The organism is Isoptericola sp. NPDC057559, from assembly GCF_042801555.1.
GTDB lineage: Bacteria > Actinomycetota > Actinomycetes > Actinomycetales > Cellulomonadaceae > Isoptericola.
Map to the genome: position 1 here is coordinate 165,010 of NZ_JBHVFQ010000005.1, position 21,238 is coordinate 186,247.

16 protein-coding genes are annotated in these 21,238 nt (G+C 74.4%); 15 read left to right on the forward strand and 1 reads right to left on the reverse strand.

Annotation, left to right across the window (positions count from 1 at the left end; genetic code table 11):
• Positions 1–60 precede the first annotated feature (60 nt).
• From ACFU5J_RS07895 to ACFU5J_RS07965, 15 genes are all read left to right on the forward strand, one after another.
• Complete coding sequence (locus ACFU5J_RS07895; protein WP_430578360.1) at positions 61–795, forward strand: TetR/AcrR family transcriptional regulator; 735 nt, start codon at positions 61–63, stop codon at positions 793–795.
• A 63-nt stretch (positions 796–858) separates the two neighbouring features.
• On the forward strand, positions 859–1,680 hold the full coding sequence (locus ACFU5J_RS07900; protein ID WP_430578361.1) for a GNAT family N-acetyltransferase: 822 nt from the start codon (positions 859–861) through the stop codon (positions 1,678–1,680).
• A 40-nt stretch (positions 1,681–1,720) separates the two neighbouring features.
• Positions 1,721–1,936 (forward strand): hypothetical protein, encoded by a 216-nt coding sequence (locus ACFU5J_RS07905; protein WP_430574878.1) that lies wholly within the window; start codon positions 1,721–1,723, stop codon positions 1,934–1,936.
• 255 nt (positions 1,937–2,191) lie between these two features.
• A complete protein-coding gene (locus ACFU5J_RS07910; RefSeq protein WP_430578362.1) occupies positions 2,192–5,155 on the forward strand; it encodes an FtsX-like permease family protein in 2,964 nt (987 codons plus the stop codon).
• The gene (locus ACFU5J_RS07915) at positions 5,155–7,893 is read left to right on the forward strand and encodes an FtsX-like permease family protein (protein ID WP_430578363.1); all 2,739 of its coding nucleotides are present in this window, start codon (positions 5,155–5,157) and stop codon (positions 7,891–7,893) included. The genes ACFU5J_RS07910 and ACFU5J_RS07915 overlap by 1 nt, the downstream gene beginning before the upstream one ends.
• A 25-nt stretch (positions 7,894–7,918) precedes the next feature.
• Positions 7,919–8,866 carry an ABC transporter ATP-binding protein gene (locus ACFU5J_RS07920; protein ID WP_430578364.1) on the forward strand — a complete coding sequence of 316 codons (948 nt, stop codon included), beginning with the start codon at positions 7,919–7,921 and terminating at the stop codon, positions 8,864–8,866.
• On the forward strand, positions 8,863–9,606 hold the full coding sequence (locus ACFU5J_RS07925) for an ABC transporter ATP-binding protein (protein ID WP_430578365.1): 744 nt from the start codon (positions 8,863–8,865) through the stop codon (positions 9,604–9,606). The genes ACFU5J_RS07920 and ACFU5J_RS07925 overlap by 4 nt, the downstream gene beginning before the upstream one ends.
• Before the next feature lie 365 nt (positions 9,607–9,971).
• A complete protein-coding gene (locus tag ACFU5J_RS07930) occupies positions 9,972–11,459 on the forward strand; it encodes an ABC transporter substrate-binding protein (protein ID WP_430574883.1) in 1,488 nt (495 codons plus the stop codon).
• 250 nt (positions 11,460–11,709) lie between these two features.
• The gene (locus ACFU5J_RS07935; RefSeq protein ID WP_430574884.1) at positions 11,710–12,636 is read left to right on the forward strand and encodes an ABC transporter permease; all 927 of its coding nucleotides are present in this window, start codon (positions 11,710–11,712) and stop codon (positions 12,634–12,636) included.
• The gene (locus ACFU5J_RS07940) at positions 12,629–13,606 is read left to right on the forward strand and encodes an ABC transporter permease (protein WP_430574885.1); all 978 of its coding nucleotides are present in this window, start codon (positions 12,629–12,631) and stop codon (positions 13,604–13,606) included. Before ACFU5J_RS07935 ends, ACFU5J_RS07940 begins: the two co-directional genes overlap by 8 nt.
• The gene (locus tag ACFU5J_RS07945) at positions 13,603–15,384 is read left to right on the forward strand and encodes a dipeptide ABC transporter ATP-binding protein (protein ID WP_430574886.1); all 1,782 of its coding nucleotides are present in this window, start codon (positions 13,603–13,605) and stop codon (positions 15,382–15,384) included. The genes ACFU5J_RS07940 and ACFU5J_RS07945 overlap by 4 nt, the downstream gene beginning before the upstream one ends.
• Positions 15,385–15,509: 125 nt before the next feature.
• Positions 15,510–17,228 (forward strand): BCCT family transporter, encoded by a 1,719-nt coding sequence (locus tag ACFU5J_RS07950; protein ID WP_430578366.1) that lies wholly within the window; start codon positions 15,510–15,512, stop codon positions 17,226–17,228.
• A 118-nt stretch (positions 17,229–17,346) separates the two neighbouring features.
• Entirely contained in the window at positions 17,347–19,257 is a 1,911-nt protein-coding gene (gene typA / locus ACFU5J_RS07955; RefSeq protein ID WP_430574888.1) for a translational GTPase TypA, read from the forward strand.
• Positions 19,258–19,273: 16 nt separating this feature from the next.
• Positions 19,274–20,260 carry a PIG-L family deacetylase gene (locus ACFU5J_RS07960; protein ID WP_430578367.1) on the forward strand — a complete coding sequence of 329 codons (987 nt, stop codon included), beginning with the start codon at positions 19,274–19,276 and terminating at the stop codon, positions 20,258–20,260.
• Positions 20,257–20,658 (forward strand): DUF6113 family protein, encoded by a 402-nt coding sequence (locus ACFU5J_RS07965; protein ID WP_430574890.1) that lies wholly within the window; start codon positions 20,257–20,259, stop codon positions 20,656–20,658. The genes ACFU5J_RS07960 and ACFU5J_RS07965 overlap by 4 nt, the downstream gene beginning before the upstream one ends.
• A 211-nt stretch (positions 20,659–20,869) precedes the next feature.
• Here ACFU5J_RS07965 and ACFU5J_RS07970 read toward each other — a convergent pair whose 3' ends face one another.
• The gene (locus ACFU5J_RS07970) at positions 20,870–21,199 is read right to left on the reverse strand and encodes a hypothetical protein (protein ID WP_430578368.1); all 330 of its coding nucleotides are present in this window, start codon (positions 21,197–21,199) and stop codon (positions 20,870–20,872) included.
• Between the last annotated feature and the right edge of the window lie 39 nt (positions 21,200–21,238).

Below are 21,238 nucleotides of genomic sequence, written 5' to 3' on the forward strand. Positions count from 1 at the left end.
GGCTCCTCGGGTCGACGCGTTAACGTCTTACACTGTAAGCAGATGGGAGGATCCAGGGCAATGAGCGACGTCGAGGAGCACGTGCGGCGGCTGTGGCGCCACCGAGGGGCGGCGCCCGCCGAGGCGCGCCGCGGGCCGCGTCGGCGGCTCGACCTGGACGAGGTGCTCGACGCCGCGGTCGCCGTCGCCGACGCGGACGGCCTCGACGGGCTGTCGACGCGCGCGGTCGGCACCCGGCTCGGGCTGAGCGCGATGGGCCTGTACCCGTACGTGGGCACGAAGGAACAGCTGCTGGCGCTCGCGGAGGACCACGCCTCGGCGATGCCGGCCTGGCGGGACCCGGGCCCCGACCTCGCCGCCGACCTCGACGCCTGGGCGGGCCGTCTCTTCGACCTGTACCGGGAGCACCCGTGGCTGGCGGAGCTGCCATGGTCCTCCGCGCCGGGCGGCCCGCAGCAGCAGGACTGGCTCGAACGGCTGCTCGACGTCCTCGCGCGCCACGAGGTGGCCCCGGAGTCCCGGGCGGCGGTCGTCACCGCCCTGTACGCCGTCGTCCGCGCCACCGCGCAGACCGCGGCGGCCTCTGCGCGCCTGGACGCCGCGGGCGCCGAGGCGTGGCGGGAGCGCGCGGCGGCGACGAGCCGCCTCGTGCCCGACCTCGGTGAGCGGTACCCGCGCGCGGCCGCGCTGGCGCCGCACTCCGCCGCCGGCTGGCAGGACGCGCCCCGCGCCGCGGTGCGGCACGTCGTGGACGCCCTGAGCCGCGGCCTGGCACCCGGTCCGGGAAGGCCCTGACCGGAGAGTGCACCTCGGCGAAAACCGTTGCCTGCCCCTGGGGCCTCTGGAAGGGTGACGGCCGTGAACTCACCCTCGGGCCAGACCCCGGCCGGCGTGGACGCCACGAGCCTCCTCGCCGCCTACGACGACCAGCTGCGGACCGACGCGGAGACGCCGGGCGCCCTCGCCGTCACCCGCCTCGGGCCCCTACGCCTCGTGACCTTCGCCGCCGGCCGCGGCTTCGTCACCTACCGCGACCTCGCCGGCGCGGACGCCGCGACGATCCGCGGGTTCGTCGCGTCCGCGCTCGCGCACTTCCGCGACGACGCGACCGTCACGAGCGTCGAGTGGAAGACGCGCGGCCACGACGTCGCGCCGGGCCTGCACGAGGCGCTCGTCGACCACGGCTTCGTGCCCGAGGAGCCGGAGTCGATCATGATCGGCGAGGCGCGCCTGCTGGTCGCGGACGTGCCCCTGCCCGAGGGCGTCACGCTCCGCCGGGTGACCGCCGAGGCGGACGTCCGGGCCATGTCCGCGATGGCCGACGAGGTGTTCGGCGACGACCCGGCCACGTCCGGCCACGCCGACTCGATCCTGCACCGCCAGGAGCGCGACCCCGAGATGGAGCTGTGGGTCGCCGAGGCCGACGGCCGGGTGGTCAGCGCCGGACGCCTCGAGCCCGTGCCGGGCACCCAGTTCGCCGGGCTGTGGGGCGGGTCGACCCGCCCGGAGTGGCGCGGCCGTGGCATCTATCGCGCGCTCACCTCCGCCCGCGCCCGGTCGGCGCTCGAGCGCGGCAAGACATACCTGAACAGCGACTCCACCGAGTTCTCGCGTCCCATCCTGGAGCGTTCCGGGCTGGTCAAGGTGTCGACGACGACGCCGTACGAGTGGCGCCGCTGAGCGGCGCCGGGCAGGGCTGAGGGAACCGAGGGAGGGCACCGTGGGCCTCGACGACGACCCGTTCGACCACCGTCTCACCAAGGACGGCAAGGTCCTGGTGAGCCGCGGCGGGCGGCTCGTGGTGACGGTCTCGGGTGCTCGCGCCGCGCGGTTGGTCGCGCTGCTCGGGCAGGACCCCCAGACCGACCAGGAGCTCCTCGCGCGGGCCACGGGGAACTACCGCCGGGGCAACGAGAAGCGCCCCCACCGGCCGTGACCTGGCCCGACGGGTGGGGGACCCGATGTCCGGAACCTCGTCCGACGCCCTCCCTCCGTCGTGGCGGCCCCGGGAGGGCGCCCGCGGCCGCGCGAGAGGCGGGCGCGCCGGGCGGCAGAGGGGGACTAGGGTCCGCCCTGGACCCCCGCACCGGCGCGGGGACGACATGACGACGAGGCCCGGAGCGGGCCCGAGCAAGGACGCAGGAGGGCACGTGGTCGACGCCCGCGCTCCGCTCGCCACGAGGGCGGGCCGATGAGCCGCGCCGGCCTGCTCGCGCGGCGCTCCGCCGCCCACCGCGGCCTGCTGGTCCTGGTCGCCCTGCTCGTCGCCACGGTGACCGCGGCGCTCGGCACGACGATCGGCACCGTGCGCGTCGCCGAGGCGCGGATCGTCCACGACGGACTGACCCGCGGCGGGGAGCCCGGCGTCGTCCAGGTGGTCACGCGCCTCGCCCCCGAGGCCGACGCGCAGGACGCGGCCCTGCGGCGCGACGTCGACGCCCTCTTCCCGGGCGTCCCGTACGACCTGGCGCGCGAGGAGGTGCCCGACGACGACTCGGACGCCCCCTTCGTGCGCTGGACGCTGACGCCGGACGTCGCCGCGACGGGCGACGCGGACCTGCGGGTCCTCACGACGGGCCAGGCGGCCCTGCGCGACACCGTCCTGGAGGACGACGCCGTGCAGGTGCGGGGCGCCGAGGTGACCGGAGACCTGGGGGAGCGCGCCGCCGACGCCACCGCCGCGCTGGGCGCGGCGTCGGCCGTCGCGCTCGTCCCGATGCTGGTCCTCGCGCTCGCGGGGCTGATCGCCGTCGCCCAGCTCGCGCGGCTCCTGGCGGCGACGCGGGCGGGCGAGGTCCGGCTGCTGGTCTCGCGGGGCGCCTCGCCGGCGCAGCTCACCGGCGCCGCGGCCGCGGAGGCCGGGATCGTCGCGGCGGCCGGCGCCGTCGTCGGACTCGGGACGGCGCTCGCCGTCCTCGCCGCGCGGGGTGCCCCGACCGGCGCGCTGGCGGGCGACCTGGTGCCGGCGACCGTGGTCGCGGCGGCGGCGGCCGTGCTCGTGCTGGTGGTCGTCGAGGGGCTGCAGGCCCGCGCCACGGCGGCGCTGCGCCTCTCGGACGCCTCCGGCCGCGCCCGGCAGGCCGCCACCTGGGGCACCGTCGCGCTCGTCCTCGTCGCCGCCGCGGTCTCCCTGTGGATGCTGCGCCGCTACGGGTCGCCGCTCGTCCCGACGCCCGACGGCGGGCAGACCGACCCGGCCGCGGCCGCGGCGCCCGCGCTCGTCCTCGCCGCCGCCGCGGTCCTCGCCGTCGCGCTGCTGGGGCCCCTGTCGCGGGCGTGGGCGGCGCTCGCCGCGCGCCGCCCCGACGCGCGGGTGCTCCCCGCGCGGCAGGTCGCGCGCCGGCTCGCCGTCAGCGCCGTCCCCGTGGTGCTCGTCGTCGTGGCCGCCGGGAGCGTCGTGCTCGCCGCGGCCTACACCGGCACCGGGCAGCGGCTGCGCCACGACGCGGCCGCCGTCGCCTCCGGCGGCGACGTGCGCGTCGTCGCGGCCCAGGGCTCGCCCGGGCCCGCCGCGCGGTACGCGGAGCTGCCGGGCGCCGCTTCCGCCGCGCCCGCGCGGGTCACGGAGGGCAACCTCGACGACGTCACCCTCTCCGTGACGGGCGTGCCCGCCGCCCGCCTCGGGCGGGTGGCGCTCGACACGGCCGGGTCGGGCGACCTCGACCGCCTCGCGGCGGCGCTGGCGGTGCCCGACCTGTACGACGGGAACCCGCGCCTGCCCGCGGGGACGACGGGGCTCACCCTCCGCGGCTCGGGGCAGTTCTTCGTGGTCGACCCGGCCGTCGAGGAGGACGCCGGGGCGCTCGGTGCCCCGGCCTCGTGGCGGTCGCTGCGGGAGCGGACGGCGGGGGACCCGGCCGGACGGGGCCTGCTCGAGACGCTGGAACGCGGGTCGATGCCGGTGCGCCTGTGGCTGGCCGACGCCGACGGGCAGCTGCGGGCGGCCGACGTCGGGAGCCTCGACGTCGACCTGGACGGCGACGGCGACGGGGCCCACCCGATCGGCCCCGTCGAACGGTCCTTCACGATGCGCGCGGACGTGCCCCCGGCGCCCGACGGGCCCGACGGCACGCCGGGGGAGTGGACGGTGGTCGCGTTCGACGTGCTTCAGGTCGGGTCGGGGAACGACACCACGGGACTGCGGCTCTCCGTGGCCGAGGTGGACGCCACCACGGCCGACGGGACGACCTCCGCCGTGGACGTCGAGGACGTCGGCTGGGCGCCCGCGACGCAGGACGCCGCCGCGCGCTCCGCGTTCGACGCCCGCCCGGGGCTGGGCCTGAGCCTCGCCGCGCGCGTCGAGAACGAGCCGTTCCCGTCGCCGTACCGGATCATCGCCGCGGGTGCCGGCCGCGAGGCCGTGCCCGCCGTGCTCTCGCGGCGGCTCGCCGGCCTGCTCGACGTGCGCGTCGGCGAGCGGACGGAGCTCCCCGTCGAGGGCGGTGACCGGCTCGCGGTGGAGGTGGTCGGCGTCGTCGACGTCGTGCCCGGGGCGCGACGCCCGGCGGCCGCCCTGGTGGGTCTGGCGGAGCTGCAGGCGGCCTCGCTCCGGCTGACGACGACCCCGCCGGACGCCGGCGAGGTGTGGGTCCGCGCGGAGCCGGGGGCCACCGCGGCGGACGTCGCCGGGCTCGCCGCGGCCGCCGCGCGGTCGGCGCGGTCGGCGTCGTCGGGCGACGTCCAGGTCACGACCTCGCACGGCGGCGGCAGCTCGGACGCGACCGGCCCGGTCCGGCAGGCGTTCGTGGTCGCGGCCCTGGCGGCCGTGCTGCTCGCCCTCGTCGGCGTCGGCGCGGTGAGCCTCGCCGCCGTGCGGGGGCGGCGCGGCGAGGTCGCCGTGCTGCGCGCCGTCGGGATGCCTCCGCGGGCCCAGGGGAACGGGCGCGCGCTGGAGCTGGTCACGGTGACCGCCGCGGCGCTCGTCGTCGGGATCGCCGCCGGGTGGGGGCTCGCCGCGGCGACGGCGCCCGGCCTCGCGACGGCCACCCTCACGGGCTTCGCCGTGGTGCCGCCCGCGCTCACCACCCTCGAGCCCTGGGCCACGCTCGTGCCCGGCCTCCTGCTCCTCGCCGGGCTCGCGGCGGTCGCGCTCGCCGTGCGGGCCGGCGTCGCCGCGCAGGCGCGCGACGGCGCCTACCGCGAGGAGGTGCGCTGATGCTCTGGCTGCTGCTGCGTCGCCACCTGCGCACCGCGTGGGGGACGGCCCTCGTCCTCGCGCTCGTCACGCTCGTCGCGGCCGGGACCGCCACCGCCACCGCGCGGGCGATCGGCGAGATGCGCTCGGAGCAGGTCGCCTACGCCACCGACCAGCTCTCGACGCTGCGGAGGGACGTCGTCTCGCGGGCCGGAGAGGTCCCGGCCACGGAGCAGGGGCCCGCCGACTTCCCGGCGTACGAGCCCGACGCCGAGCCGCAGGTCCCGCCCGAGCCGGCGTGGGACGAGTTCCTCGCCGGGATGGTCCGGGCGCGCGACGGCCTCCCGGACCCCCTGCGGGGCGTGCTCGGCGAGCCGTCGTTCACCGTGACCGCGCGGAAGATCGAGACGGAGCACCTGCCCGGGTCGGGGATCCAGACGACCCAGGTCTTCCTCCGGGCGTCGGCCCGCCTGCAGCAGGACGTGCGGCTCGTCGACGGCCGGTGGCCCCGGGCCACGCCGGTCCTCCAGGGCGTCAACGGGCCGGAGGGGAGCCGGCCCGTCGAGGTCGTCGTCAGCACGGAGACCGCGGACGTCCTCGGGTGGCGGCTCGACGGCACCTACGCCGCCGAGGTGTGGAAGCACCCCCCGCTGCGCGTCGTCGGGCTCTACGAGCCGGTCGACCCCGCCTCCGGCACCTGGGACCACCAGCCCTTCGGCCGCCGGGCCCAGCTCGCCACGACCCCGGACGGCTCCACCATCGCGAGCGCGGCCGCCTACGTGGACCCCGCGATGGTCGGACCCCTCGCCTGGCGCTACGCCCAGACCACCCTCTGGTACCCGGTCTCCGCCGAGGGGGTCGGGTCCGGCGACGTCGCGGCCCTGACCGACCAGGTGCGCGGGCTCACCCACGACACGATCGAGATCGTCCCGGGCGACCGTGTGGTGCTCCAGGCCCGCACCGCCCTCTCCGAGGTGCTCGACGAGCTGCTCCGCGAGCGCGTGACCACCGACGCCGTCCTCGCCGTCCTCGTCGTCGGGCCGCTCGGCGCGCTCGGTGCCGTGATGGTGCTGGCGGCGCGGCTGGTCGTCGAACGCCGGCGCGCGGCGCTCGCGGTCCTCCTCGCGCGCGGCGCGACGGGGGCGCGGCTGCGGCTCCTCACCGCGGCGGAGGGCTTCGTCGTGAGCCTGCCCGCGGCCGCGCTGGGCGTGCTGCTCGGCCTGCTCGTGCGGCCCGGCGCGGTGACCGGGACGCAGGTGCTGCTCGCGTGCGCGGCGGCGCTGGCGCCCGCGGTGGCCGCCGCCGCCGTCACCGTGCCCCGGTCGCTGCGCGGGGAACGGCGCGACCTCACGGCCGCCACGGGTCGGCGCTGGCGGCGCACGGCCGAGCTGGTGGTCGTGGGCCTCGCGGCGCTGTCGGTCGCGCTCCTGCTGCGTCGCGGCGTGGTCGGCGGCACGGGGACGGGCGGCGTCGACCCGCTGCTCGCCGCGATGCCGCTCCTGGTGTCCGGCGCCGCGGCGCTGGTCGCGGTCCGCGTGATCCCGTTCGTCGCCCGCGGGCTCGAGCGGCTGCTCGCGCGGCGCCGGGACCTCGTGCCGTTCCTCGGCGCCGCACGCGCCACCCGGGCGCCGGCGGGCGGCGTGGTGCCCGCGCTCGCCCTGGTGCTCGCGGTCGCGGTCGGGGCGTCCTCGGCGGTGGTCCTCTCGACGGTCGACGCCGGCGTCGAGCGGCAGGCGCGGGTCCAGCTCGGCGCGGACCTGCGGGTCACCGGGCCCGCGGTGACGCCCGACGCCGTGGCAGCGATGCGCGCGGTGGACGGCGTCGCCGAGGTGGCGACCGTGGCCCGGGTGACCGACGTGGGCGACCTGACGTGGCCCGACGGGCACAGCCGCGCCGTCCAGCTGCTCGCCGTCGACGCGGCGGCCCTGGCCCGCGTCCAGGAGGGCGTCCCCGACGCGCCGGACGGGCTCGCCGACCTGGCCCGGCCGGACGCGGACGGCGCGCTGCCGATGCTCGCGATGACCGTGCCCGGCGCGACCGCGGGGACGGGCGACCTCGTGCTGGGCCTGCAGGACGAGCAGGCCGACGCCGCGGTGGTGGGCGCGCCCGACCTCGTGCCGGGGCTGGGGGACGCGCCGGCGACCGTGGTCGTGGACTCCGGCCTCGTCGCGGGCTCGCTCGGCACGGCCACCGAGGCCCGCACGGCGCTCGTCGCGCTGGAGGCCGGCGCCTCCCCGGACCGGGTGGGCGCGGCCCTGCGCGGCGTGCTCCCGGACGCCACGGTCGACGGCACCGCGTCGGCGACGGCCGACCTGCTCGACGCGCCCGCGTCGCAGGGGATCGCGACCGCCGCCCGGGTGGCGGTCGCGCTGGCCGGCGTTCTGGTGGCGCTCACCGTCGCGATCACCCTGGTGCTCGCCGCTCCGGACCGCGAGCGGCTCCTCGCGGTGCTGCGCTCGATGGGCCTGCGACGGGCGGAGGCGCGGGGGCTGGTGGCCTGGGAGGTGGCGCCGTGGGCGCTCGGCGCGCTCGTCGTCGGGGTGCTGGTCGGCGCTGTCGTGCCCGCGCTGCTGCGCGCCCGCGTGGACCTCACGTCGCTGACGGGCGGCGGCCCGCAGCCGGCGCTGGCGGTGGACCCGGTGCTGGTGGTGGCGGGCCTGGCCGGGTTCGTCGTGACGGTGGTGGCGGGCGCGGCCCTGGCCGCCGTCGTGGGCCGCCGGGCAGCGACGACGGAGCAGTTGCGGGAGGCGGCGGAATGAGGGAGGACGACAGGGTGGTGACGACATGGTGGTGACCCAGGAGGACGCGCCCGGCCCGGCGCCGGACGCGGTCGGTCCGGTGCACGAGGAGATCCGCTGCCGCGGGCTCGTGCGGATCTTCGCGGCGGACGGCATCGAGGTGCAGGCGCTGCAGGGCCTGGACCTCACGGTGGACCGCGGCGAGCTCGTCGCGGTGGTGGGTGCGTCCGGCTCGGGCAAGTCCACGCTGCTGAACATCCTGTCGGGGATGGACCTGCCCACCGCCGGGTCGGCGGTGGTCGCGGGCACGGACCTGCTCGCGATGACGCGTCGCGACCGGGTGCGCTACCAGCGGTCCACGGTCGGGTTCGTCTGGCAGCAGACGGGCCGCAACCTGCTCCCGTACCTCACCGCGGCGGAGAACGTGCGGGTGCCGCTGGAGATCTCGCGGACGGGCACGCGGGACGAGCGCGCGGCGCGCGTGGCCGACCTGCTGGAGATGCTCGAGGTGGGCCAGGTCGCCGACCGCGTGCCCGGGCAGATGTCCGGCGGGCAGCAGCAGCGGGTCGCGGTCGCGGTCGCGGTGGCCGGGTCGCCTCGCGTGCTGCTGGCCGACGAGCCGACCGGCGAGCTGGACGAGGCGACGAGCGTGGAGGTGCTGGAGTCGCTGCGCGCGGTGAACGCCGGGACGGGCGTGACCACGCTGATCGTCACGCACGACCCGACGGTCTCCGAGCACGTCGCGCGGACCGTGCAGATCCGCGACGGGCGCACGTCCACCGAGGTGCTGCGGCGCACGGAGATCGACGAGGACGGTGCGCAGCGGCACGTCGCCGAGGAGTTCGCCGTGCTCGACCGGGTGGGCCGCCTGCAGCTGCCGCAGGACTTCGTGAGCGCGCTGGACCTGCGCGACCGCGTGCGCCTCGCGCTGGAGGACGACCACGTGGAGGTCCGGCCGGACGAGCGGCGGGGCCGGACGGGGGAGGGACGATGAGCGCGACGACGACGCGCCGTCCGGCGACCGCGGTGCTGCGCGCGACGGGCGTCTCGCGGGTCTACGGCTCGGGCGCCGGCGAGGTGCGGGCGCTGGAGGACGTGTCGGTCGAGGTCGGAGCCGGCGAGCTCGTGGTGGTCGTGGGCCCGTCGGGGTCCGGGAAGTCCACGCTGCTGCACCTGCTCGGGGGCCTGGACCGGCCGACGGCGGGCACGGTGCACCTCGGGGCGGACCCGGCGGCCGAGGGCGGTCCGGGGGCGGCGGAGCGCGAGCTCGGCAGCTTGGGCGAGGACGAGCTGCACGCGGTGCGGCGCACCGAGATCGGGTTCGTCTTCCAGTCGTTCGGTCTGGTTCCGGTGCTCTCCGCCGCGGAGAACGTGGAGGTGCCGCTGCGGCTGGCGCGGGTCGACGCGGCCGAGCGGGCGGCCCGCGTCGCGGAGGCGCTCGAGGCGGTGGGGCTCGCGGACCACGCCGACCAGCGCCCCTACGAGCTCTCGGGCGGGCAGCAGCAGCGGGTGGGCGTCGCCCGGGCGCTGGTGGCCCGTCCGCGGGTGCTGCTCGCGGACGAGCCGACCGGCCAGCTCGACTCGGCCACCGCCCAGCGCGTCATGGTGCTGCTGCGCGACCTGGTGCACTCGCGGGGCGTCGCCGCCGTCGTGGCCACGCACGACCCCGAGCTCGTGGCGATGGCGGACCGGGTGCTGGTGGTGCGCGACGGCCGCTTGGTGGCGGTCGACTGACCCTGCGCACCCTCCGCGCGCGGCTCCCTGTACCACGGGCCGGCGAGTCCCGCAGGTTGCGACGAGATACCGGAATGGTCACGGTTCCGGGCGCAAACCGGGCAGAGGGTATGACCTGGGGCCGAGACGTGACTAGGCTCACCGGCGCACAGTGCAGTGCGCGCGCACACGCGCCTGTACCTCACCAAGGGGTGACCCCTTCCGGTGAGCGACCCAACTCAGGAGGACACGTGACACCTCGACGACGACTTGCAGGCATCGGGGCCTTTACCCTGGCCTCGGCCCTGCTGCTGTCTGCGTGCGGTGGCGGTTCCGGGGACAACCCCGAGGCCACGGGCGGCGACGGCGGCCCGACGACCGGCATCGTGACGGTCAGCAACGGCGAGCCGCAGAACCCGCTCATCCCCACGATGACCAACGAGACCTATGGCTCGAAGGTCATCAACAACCTGTTCGCCGGCCTGGTGTACTACGACGCCAAGGGCGAGGTGCACAACGAGATGGCCGAGTCCATCGAGACGGACGACCAGCAGACGTACACGATCACGATCAAGGACGGCTGGAAGTTCACGGACGGCACCCCGGTGACGGCCGACAGCTTCGTCAAGGCGTGGAACTACGGCGCCCTGCTGTCGAACAAGCAGAACCTCTCGTACTTCTTCGAGCCCATCGAGGGCTTCTCGTACGACAAGGACTCCGAGCTGACCGGCCTCAAGGTCGTGTCGGACACCGAGTTCACGGTGAAGCTGACCCAGCCCGAGTCCGACTTCGAGCTTCGACTGGGCTACGCGGCCTTCATGCCGCTGCCGGACTCGTTCTTCGACGACCCGAAGGCGTTCGGCGACAACCCGGTCGGCAACGGCCCGTACAAGCTCGAGTCCTGGGAGAAGAACCAGCAGATCTCGCTCCGCCCCAACGCTGACTACGCGGGCGAGCGCAAGGTCCAGAACGGTGGCGTCGACCTGATCGCCTACACCGAGGAGGACACCGCGTACAACGACCTCCTCTCGGGCAACCTGGACATCGTCACCAACGTCCCGTCGTCGGCCTTCGCCACGTTCGAGGACGACCTGGGCGACCGCGCGGTCAACCAGCCCGCGGCCATCATCCAGGTCGTCAACGTCCCGGAGTACCTGCCCGAGTGGGGCGGCGAGGCCGGTCACATGCGCCGCAAGGCCGTGTCGATGGCGATCAACCGCGACGAGATCACCAAGACGATCTTCAACGGCTCGCGCACGCCCGCCAAGGACTTCAGCTCGCCGGTCATCGACGGCTGGTCCGACGACATCGAGGGCAACGAGGTCCTGAACTACGACCCCGAGGGCGCCAAGAAGCTCTGGGACGAGGCCGAGGGCATCTCGAAGTTCGGTGACAAGGCGATCACCATCGCGTCGAACGCCGACTCCGACCACCAGACCTGGGTGGACGCGGTCTGCAACAACATCCGTAGCGCGCTCGGCGTCGACTGCGAGTTCGCGCCGTTCCCGACGTTCGACGAGTTCCTCGACGCCCGCGACAACAAGACCCTCAAGGGTCTCTTCCGTGGCGGCTGGCAGGCCGACTACCCGGCCATGAGCAACTTCCTCGGGCCGATCTACGGCACGGGTGCCGGCTCGAACGACGGTGGCTACTCCAACAAGGAGTTCGACGCCAAGCTGAAGGAGGCGGCCGGCCAGGCCGACCCCGACAAGGCGCTGGACCTCTACAAGCAGGCGCAGACGATCCTGTTCACGGACATGCCGGGCATCCCGCTCTGGTACCAGAACGTGACCGCCGGCTACGGCGAGGACGTCGACAACGTCGTGTTCGGCTGGGACAGCGACCCGCTGCTGTACCAGGTCACGAAGCAGTAGCAGCACCCGGCTGGTGATGTCGACCGGCCCGGGGCGAGCAGGGCAGACGCCCGATCTGCCCGCCCTGGGCCGGTCGTCCGATTCGGATGGTGCCGACGACGTCATGTAGCGTCGCGGGCGGCCACCCGACGTGAGGGGGGCGGGGCGTGCCGACGACGCACGCCCCGCCCCCGAGCCTGTCCGGGCAACGACGGCCGGACAACGACCCGTAGCCCGGGGGATCCCCGGAGCGAACGAGGAGAATAGACACATGCTCTGGTATCTCGGACGCAGGCTCTTGCAGATGATCCCTGTGTTCCTGGGGGCGACCCTCCTGCTGTACGCGATGGTGTTCCTACGGCCCGGTGACCCCGTGGCCGGACTGGGCGGGGAGCGTGGGCTCCCCGAGGCGGTCCAGGAACAGATCCGCGCGGAGTACAACCTCGACAAGCCGTTCATCGTCCAGTACCTGCTGTTCCTGCGTGGCGTGTTCACGCTGGACTTCGGGGTGGACTTCCGCGGCCGCGAGATCACGGACGTGATGGCGCAGGCGTTCCCCATCACGTTCCAGCTCGCCATCATGGCCCTCATCCTGGAGGGCGTCTTCGGCATCATGTTCGGCCTCATCGCCGGCATGCGGAAGGGCGGCTTCTTCGACGCGACGGTGCTGGTCCTCAGCCTCGTGGTGATCGCGGTGCCGACCTTCGTCATCGGCTTCGTCATGCAGTTCGTCTTCGGCGTGAAGCTGGGGTGGTTCCCCGTCAGCGTCGGCAACGACCCAGGCTTGTACGAGCTGTTCTTACCCGCGGTCGTGCTGGCCGCGACGTCGTTCGCCTACGTGCTGCGACTGACCCGCACGTCGGTCGGCGAGAACCTCAGCGCGGACTACGTGCGCACGGCCCGCGCCAAGGGCCTGCGTCGCTCGCAGGTCACCGGCCGCCACGTGCTGCGCAACTCGCTCATCCCCGTCGTGACCTTCCTCGGCGCCGACCTGGGCAACCTCATGGCCGGGGCGATCGTGACCGAGGGCATCTTCAACATCCAAGGCGTCGGCGGAACGCTCTACCAGGCGATCATCCGCGGCGAGAACGTCACCGTCGTCGCGATCACCACCGTGCTGGTCCTCGTCTACATCCTGGCGAACCTGCTCGTCGACCTCCTCTACGCAGCCCTCGACCCGAGGATCCGTTATGCCTGAGAACCGTTTCGAGACCGTGCCCGGCGGACGGCGACCCCGTCCTGGGCAGGAGCACTTCGCCGCCGAGGTGGACGAGGGCGGCCTCGGCGCCGTCGACGCGGTCAAGACCGACGCGGCCCCGTCGGGGCTGTGGCGCGAGGCGTGGCGCGAGATGCGCCGCCGCCCCCTGTTCTGGGTGTCGGCCGCGATCATCCTGCTCGTGATCGTCGTGGCGGCCTTCCCGGGCCTGTTCACGGACATCCACCCGCGGTTCGACTGCGAGCTCTCCAAGTCGCTCGCCGGCCCCGAGGCGGGGCACCCGTTCGGCTACGACAAGCAGGGCTGCGACATCTACTCCCGCACCATCTACGGTGCGCGGGCCTCGGTGCTCGTGGGTGTCATGTCGACCGTCATGGTCGTCATCTTCGGCACCGCCATGGGCGCCGTCGCCGGCTACTACGGCGGCTGGTTCGACTCCGTGCTGTCGCGCATCACCGACATCTTCTTCGCCATCCCGCTGGTGCTGGCCGCCATCGTCTTCATGTCGGTCACCACGAACCGGACCAGCTTCACCGTCGCGTTCGTGCTCGCCGCGTTCGGCTGGACATCCATCGCCCGCATCACGCGCGGCACCGTGATGTCCGTGAAGAACAACGAGTTCGTCACGGCCGCCCGCTCGCTCGGCATGGGCCGCGGCAAGATCCTGCTCCAGCACGTGCTGCCCAACTCGGCGGCGCCGATCATCGTGTACGCGACGGTCGCGCTGGGCACGTTCATCGTCGCGGAGGCGACGCTGAGCTTCCTCGGCATCGGCCTGCCGCCCAGCACCGTCTCGTGGGGCGGCGACATCAGCATGGCGCAGAAGTCCATCCGCGTGGCCCCGGAGATCCTCTTCTACCCGGCCGGCGGCCTGGCCCTCACGGTGCTCGGCTTCATCATGATGGGCGACGTCGTGCGCGACGCCCTCGACCCGAAGGCGCGGAAGCGATGACGACACAGTTCCCAGTGACGAACGGCAACCTGCCCGCCGGTGGGGGCGACGGCTCGAGCTACGAGGCCGGTACGGACAAGCCGCTGCTCGAGATCCGCGACCTGCAGGTCACCTTCAACACCGCCGAGGGTGACGTGCACGCGGTCCGCGGCGCCAACATCACCGTCTACCCGGGCCAGTCGGTCGCGATCGTCGGCGAGTCGGGCTCCGGCAAGTCGACCACGGCGCACGCCGTGATCGACCTGCTGCCGGGCACCGGCAAGGTGACCGGCGGCAGCATCATGTTCGACGGCCGCGACATCGTCGGGCTGCCCCGCGCGGAGATCGAGGGGATGCGCGGCCGCGACATCGGCCTCGTCCCGCAGGACCCGATGTCGAACCTCAACCCGGTCTGGCGCATCGGCACCCAGATCGAGGAGGCCCTCAAGGCCAACGGCTTCGAGGGCGGCAAGAGGGAGCGCAAGGACCGCGTCGCGGGCCTGCTCCAGGAGGCCGGTCTGCCCGACGCCGAGCGGCGCGCGCGGCAGTTCCCGCACGAGTTCTCCGGCGGCATGCGCCAGCGCTCGCTCATCGCGATCGGGCTGGCCTCGCGGCCGAAGCTCCTCATCGCGGACGAGCCGACGTCGGCGCTCGACGTCACCGTGCAGCGGCAGATCCTCGACCACCTCGAGCTCCTCACGCAGGAGCTCGGCACCGCCGTCCTGTTCATCACGCACGACCTGGGCCTGGCCGCCGAGCGCGCCGAGCACCTCGTGGTGATGTTCAAGGGCCGTGTGGTCGAGTCCGGCCCCGCCCGGCAGATCCTCGCCGACCCGCAGCACCCGTACACCAAGCGCCTGGTCGCCTCGGCGCCGTCCCTCGCGTCGCGCCGCATCCAGGTGGCGCGCGAGGCGGGCGAGGAGTCGGACGACCTGCTGGCCCCCGACCTCGACGCCACGGTGCCGCGCGCCGGGGCGAAGGGTGCGGGCACGGCGGACATCGTGGTGGCGCGCAACCTCACCAAGGTGTTCACCATCCGCGGCAGCCGGCCCGGGGCGGCGACGGAGTTCAAGGCCGTCGACGACGTGAGCTTCACGCTCAAGCGCGGGCACACGCTCGCGCTGGTGGGGGAGTCGGGCTCCGGCAAGTCCACGGCCGCCAACATGGTGCTCGGTCTGCTGGACGTCACCTCCGGCACCGTCGAGTTCGACGGCTCGGACATCGCGACGCACTCCACCAAGGAGGCGTTCGCGTTCCGCCGCCGGATCCAGCCGGTGTTCCAGAACCCGTACGGCTCGCTCGACCCGACGTACTCGATCTTCCGCTCGATCGAGGAGCCGCTGGTCCTGCACAAGGTGGGCTCCAAGAAGGAGCGCGAGAAGCGGGTGCGCGAGCTCCTCGACATGGTGGCCCTGCCCCAGTCGGCGATGCGCCGGTTCCCGAACGAGCTCTCCGGCGGCCAGCGCCAGCGCATCGCCATCGCGCGCGCGCTGGCCCTGCGCCCCGAGGTGATCGTGCTCGACGAGGCCGTCTCGGCCCTCGACGTGCTGGTCCAGGCGCAGATCCTCGACCTGCTGGGCACCCTGCAGTCGGAGCTGGGCCTGTCGTACCTGTTCATCACGCACGACCTCGCCGTGGTCCGCCAGATCGCCGACCAGGTGGTCGTGATGCAGTCGGGCAAGGTCGTGGAGCAGGCCACCACCGACGAGGTGTTCGACAACCCGCGCGAGCAGTACACGCGCGACCTGCTCGCCGCCATCCCCGGCGCCGGGCTGGAGGGTTCCGCGATCGCGGGCTGACGCCCTCCCGCGGGAACCACGCGCACGGGGCCGCCGGCGACCGACCTGGGTCGTCCGGCGGCCCCGTCCGCGTTCCCGGCCTGCTCCGTTTGCCGACCCCCGTGCGCGGCGTCAGGGTGAGGGGCATGGCACGGGCGTCCACGCTGTCCCGCGGGGTCTTCTACCCGGCTGCGGGCATCATCCTGCTGTTCGTGCTCGTGGCGGTGTTCGCCACCGACGCCACCACGGCGGTGATGAACACCCTGCAGACCAAGGTGATCGGCGCGTTCGGCTGGTACTACGTGCTGCTGGTGGCCGCCTTCGTGATCTTCGCAGTCTGGATGGGCCTGAGCCGCTTCGGCGACATCGTGCTCGGCCCGGACGACGAGGCCCCGGACTTCAAGCTTCCGGTGTGGTTCTCCATGCTGTTCGCCACGGGGATGGGCATCGGCCTCGTCTACTACGGCGTGTCGGAGCCGCTGTCGCACCTCGTGGACCCGAAGCCGGGGGTCACGGGGGACCAGGCGACGCTGGCGCAGGCGGCGATCGGCCAGACCTACGTGCACTGGGGCTTCCACGCCTGGGCGATCTACGTCGTGGCCGGGCTCGCGCTGGCGTACGCGATCCATCGCAAGGGCCGCCCGGTGTCGATCCGCTGGGCGCTGGAGCCGCTCCTCGGGGACCGGGTCAAGGGGACGTGGGGGCACGTCATCGACGTCGTCGCCATCATCGGCACGGTGTTCGGCGTGGCCACGTCACTGGGCCTGGGGGTGCTGCAGGTGGCGCACGGCCTGGGCTACCTCGACGTGGTCGAGCCGTCCGTGGGTCTCCAGATCGGGCTGATCGCCGTGATCACCGCCATCGCGGGGATGTCGGTGGCCTCGGGCCTCTCCCGCGGCATCAAGTGGCTGTCCAACGGCAACATGATGCTGGCGGGCGTGGTCCTCGCCGTCGTGCTGGTGCTCGGCCCCACCCTGTTCCTGCTGCGCAGCTGGGTGCAGTCGTTCGGCTACTACTTCGCGAACGTCGTCCAGATGACCTTCGACACGCTCGCCTTCCGCGGGGACGAGGGCCTCGAGTGGGAGTCGAGCTGGACGATCTTCTACTGGGGCTGGTGGATGTCGTGGGCGCCGTTCGTGGGCGTCTTCATCGCCCGCATCTCCCGCGGCCGCACCGTCCGGGAGTTCGTGCTCGGCACCCTCGCGGTGCCGATGCTGGTCACGACGATCTGGTTCAGCGTGTTCGGCGGTGCCGGGCTGAACCAGGAGATGACCGAGCCGGGCAGCATGCTGGACCCGGCCACGGGCGGCGTGAACACGGACACCGCGATGTTCCAGCTCTTCGACAGCCTGCCGGGCGCCGGCACCTGGCTCGCGGTCGCGGGGATCGTCCTCGTGGTGATCTTCTTCGTCACGTCGTCGGACTCCGGGTCGTTCGTCGTCGACATGCTGGCGCACGGGGGCAACCCCAACCCGCCGCTGTGGAGCCGGCTGTTCTGGGCGGCGATGCAGGGGCTGGTCGCGATCGCGCTGCTGCTGGCGGGCGGGCTGCAGGCCCTGCAGACGGCGTCGATCCTCATCGCGCTGCCGTTCTCGCTGGTGCTCATCGGCATGGCCGTGTCGATCGTGCGCGAGCTCGGCGCGGAGCACCGGGCGATCGTGCGCTCCGAGCGGCGCGCGGCCCGCGCGGAGCTGACCGAGCACGTCACCGAGAAGGTGGCGACGACGCTCGCCGGCCGGTGGGAGAACGTGCTGCCGTCGGCCCCCGGCGCCCTGCGGCTGCGCGTGCCGCGCCGCCGCGACGCGAAGCCCCCCGGGCGCACGACCGGCTCCGGAGGGGACGAGGACGCGGGCCCGGGAGGCTGAGCGGAGGGGGAAACAGGGGCGGGGACGACGGCCATCCGCGAGCGGGTTCGCGCGGCAGGTAAGATGGTCGGGGCCCGATCGCGGGCCGCCCCTCCCTCCCCAGGAAAAGAGACCCTCGATGTCTGTGCGCTCAGACCTGCGCAACGTGGCGATCGTCGCCCACGTCGACCACGGCAAGACGACCCTCGTGGACGCCATGCTGCGCCAGGCAGGCGCCTTCTCCGCCCACCAGCACGTGGACGAACGGGTGATGGACTCCGGCGACCTGGAGCGGGAGAAGGGCATCACGATCCTCGCGAAGAACACCGCGGTCCGGTACGCCGGCCCGTCGGCCGCGAGCGTCGGCGAGCCCGGCGGCATCACCATCAACGTGATCGACACCCCGGGCCACGCCGACTTCGGCGGCGAGGTCGAGCGCGGCCTGTCGATGGTCGACGGCGTCGTCCTCCTCGTGGACGCGTCGGAGGGCCCGCTGCCCCAGACGCGCTTCGTGCTGCGCAAGGCGCTGGCCGCGAAGCTGCCCGTCATCGTCGTCGTGAACAAGGTGGACCGCCCCGACGCGCGCATCACCGAGGTCGTGGGGGAGACCACCGACCTGCTGCTCGGCCTCGCGAGCGACCTGTCCGACGAGGTGCCCGACCTCGACCTCGACGCGATCCTCGACGTGCCCGTCGTCTACGCCTCGGCCAAGGCCGGCCGCGCGTCGGTCGACCAGCCCGGTGACGGCTCGCTGCCCGCCAACGAGGACCTCGAGCCCCTGTTCGCGACCATCCTCGAGAAGATCCCGGCCCCGACGTTCGACGCCGACATGCCGCTGCAGGCGCACGTCACCAACCTCGACGCGTCGCCGTTCCTCGGCCGCCTCGCGCTGCTGCGCATCTTCAACGGCACCCTGCGCAAGGGCCAGACCGTCGCCTGGGCGCGCCACGACGGCACCCTGACGAGCGTCCGCATCACCGAGCTGCTCGAGACCAAGGCCCTGGACCGCGTGCCCACCGAGTCCGCCGGCCCCGGCGAGATCGTGGCCGTCGCGGGCATCGCCGACATCATGATCGGCGAGACGCTCACGGACGTCGACGACCCGCGCCCCCTGCCGCTCATCACGGTGGACGACCCCGCGATCTCGATGACCGTCGGCATCAACACCTCGCCGCTGGCCGGCAAGGGCGGCAAGGGTCACAAGGTCACCGCCCGCCAGGTGAAGGACCGCCTCGACGCCGAGCTCATCGGCAACGTGTCGCTCAAGGTGCTGCCCACCGAGCGCCCGGACGCGTGGGAGGTCCAGGGCCGCGGCGAGCTCGCCCTGGCGATCCTCGTCGAGCAGATGCGCCGGGAGGGCTTCGAGCTCACCGTCGGCAAGCCGCAGGTCGTCACCAAGCAGGTCGACGGCAAGCGGCACGAGCCGATGGAGCGCATGACCATCGACGTGCCCGAGGAGTACCTCGGCGCCGTGACCCAGCTCCTGGCGCAGCGCAAGGGCCGCATGGAGACGATGAGCAACCACGGCACCGGCTGGGTGCGCATGGAGTTCATGGTCCCGGCCCGCGGCCTCATCGGCTTCCGTACCCAGTTCCTCACGGAGACGCGCGGCACCGGCATCGCGGCCTCCATCTCCGAGGGCTTCGAGCCGTGGAACGGCCCGATCGAGTCGCGCAACACGGGCTCGCTCGTCGCCGACCGCGCGGGCAAGGTGACGCCGTTCGCCATGATCAACCTGCAGGAGCGCGGCTCGTTCTTCGTCGACCCCACGCAGGAGGTCTACGAGGGCATGATCGTCGGCGAGAACTCCCGCAACGAGGACATGGACGTCAACATCACCAAGGAGAAGAAGCTGACGAACATGCGGTCCTCGACCGCGGACAACTTCGAGAACCTCATTCCGCCGCGCCACCTGACGCTCGAGGAGTCCCTCGAGTTCGCGCGCGAGGACGAGTGCGTCGAGGTGACGCCGGAGGTCGTGCGCATCCGCAAGGTCGAGCTCGACGCGACCTCCCGCGCCCGCGCCGTCGCGCGCGCCAAGCGCGCCTGACGGACCGGCGACGCCCGTGGGGCTGCTCGCGGTGCACGCGCACCCGGACGACGAGACCCTCGCGACCGGTGCGCTGATCGCGTCGTGGGCGGCCTCCGGGCGGCCGGTCACGGTGGTGACCTGTACGCGCGGCGAGCGCGGCGAGGTCATCGACACGCCGTCGCACCCCACGGGCCTGGCCCGGCTGGAGGGCGACGGGCCCGCGCTCGCCGCCCACCGCGAGACGGAGCTGGCGGCGGCGCTGGCCGCCCTCGGCGGCGCCCCGGGCGTCGTCGCGCAGGACTTCCTCGACGGCGTCGCCCTCCCGGACACCCGGCCTGCCGGGGGGACCGTGGAGGTGGAGGCTACGCGCTTCGAGGACTCCGGGATGGCATGGGTCGCGCCGGGGATCGCCGGCCCGGCCGCCGACGCGCCGCCGACGGCGTTCGCGCGCGTCCCGCTCGACGACGCCGCGGCGCGGCTCGCCGCCCTGGTCCGGGATCGTCGGCCCGCCGTCGTCGCGACCTACGAGGCCCGCGGTGGCTACGGCCACCCGGACCACGTGCGCACGCACGACGTCGCCGTGCGGGCGCTCGCCCTCGCCGCGGACCCGGGCGCGCCCGTCCCCGGCGAGCCGTGGGCGGGGGCGGAGCTGTGGCAGGCGGTGACGCCGTCGGCGGCCCTGCGGGCGTCCCGCAGGGCCCTGGCCGGTGCGCCGGACGCCCGGGCCCTCGCGGACCGGGCCGGGCTCACCTTCCCCGACCCTGACGAGGAGCTGCCGCCGCTCGCCGGGCACGACGACGAGCTCGCCACGGGCGACGTCCGCACCGTCGAGGTGGCGCCGGTGCTCGACCGGGTGCTCGGCGCGATGCGGGCGCACGCCACGCAGGTGCAGCACGCAACGTCCGGGCCGGCCGGCGACCCCGCCCTCCTGGGCTGGTACGCGCTGAGCAACGACGTGCTCGCCCCCGTGCCCGCGCACGAGTCGTATCTGGTGTCCGCGCCGGTAGGCTCGGCGCGATGACCACGCCCGAGCACTCGACCGCCCCGGCTCGCACCGGCCGCTGGTGGCGGACCGCCGCCCGAGCCGTGCTCGCGCTCGCCCTCGGCGCCGCCGTCGGCGTGCTGGGCACCGTCGCCCACCGGACCCAGTGGAACGACCTGCCGGTCGGCATCGTGCTGGCGCTGGCCATCACCCTGTCCACGGCGATGCTGTGCCGGGCGTGGGCGGGGCTCGGCCCCCTGCTCGCCGCCGGCGCCGGCTGGGTGGTCGCGGTGCAGGTGCTGTCCGTCGCGGGGCCGGGCGGGGACGTCCTCGTGCCGGCCCAGGCCGTCGGCCTGGTGTGGACCTACGGGGGCCTCGCCATGTTCCTCGTCGCCGCCTTCCTGCCGCGGTCCTGGTTCACCGACCGCCGGGCCTGACCCGGCGGGTGTGAGCGTCCCGTGCGCGGCCCCGGGCCGCGCGTGACGAACGTGTGGGGACTCGTGCCCGAAATGGCGGTTTCACCCGAACTGCGGCGAGGTCGGGCAGAGGGCCGCGAGTAGGATCCTCCACGCGGGTCCGGCCCGCGCCCACCTGTCCTTCCCGGGGCGTCGTCCCCGCACCTCCACCCCGACGGAGCCTCTGCATGGGTCACCCGACCGAGCGCGATCCGGCGAGCACCGGATCCGCACCCGCCGAGCCCGCGCGTCCCGACTCCGGGGCCGAGCCCGACACGACGGCGACGACCCCGGCAGCGACGCCGGCGACGACGCCCGCACCGTCCGCGCAGCCCGCCCCGCCCGCCACCGTGCCGAGCGCTCCCGCACCGGCGGCGGCGACGCCGCCGCCCGCGACCCCGCCTGCTGCGACCCCGCCTGCTGCGACGCCGCCTGCTGCGACGCCGCCTGCCGCGACGCCGCCTGCTGCTGCGACGCCGCCTGCCGCGACGCCGCCTGCTGTCACGACGCCGCCTGCTGTCACGACCCCGCCTGCTGTCGCGACGCCGTCGGCCTCGACGCC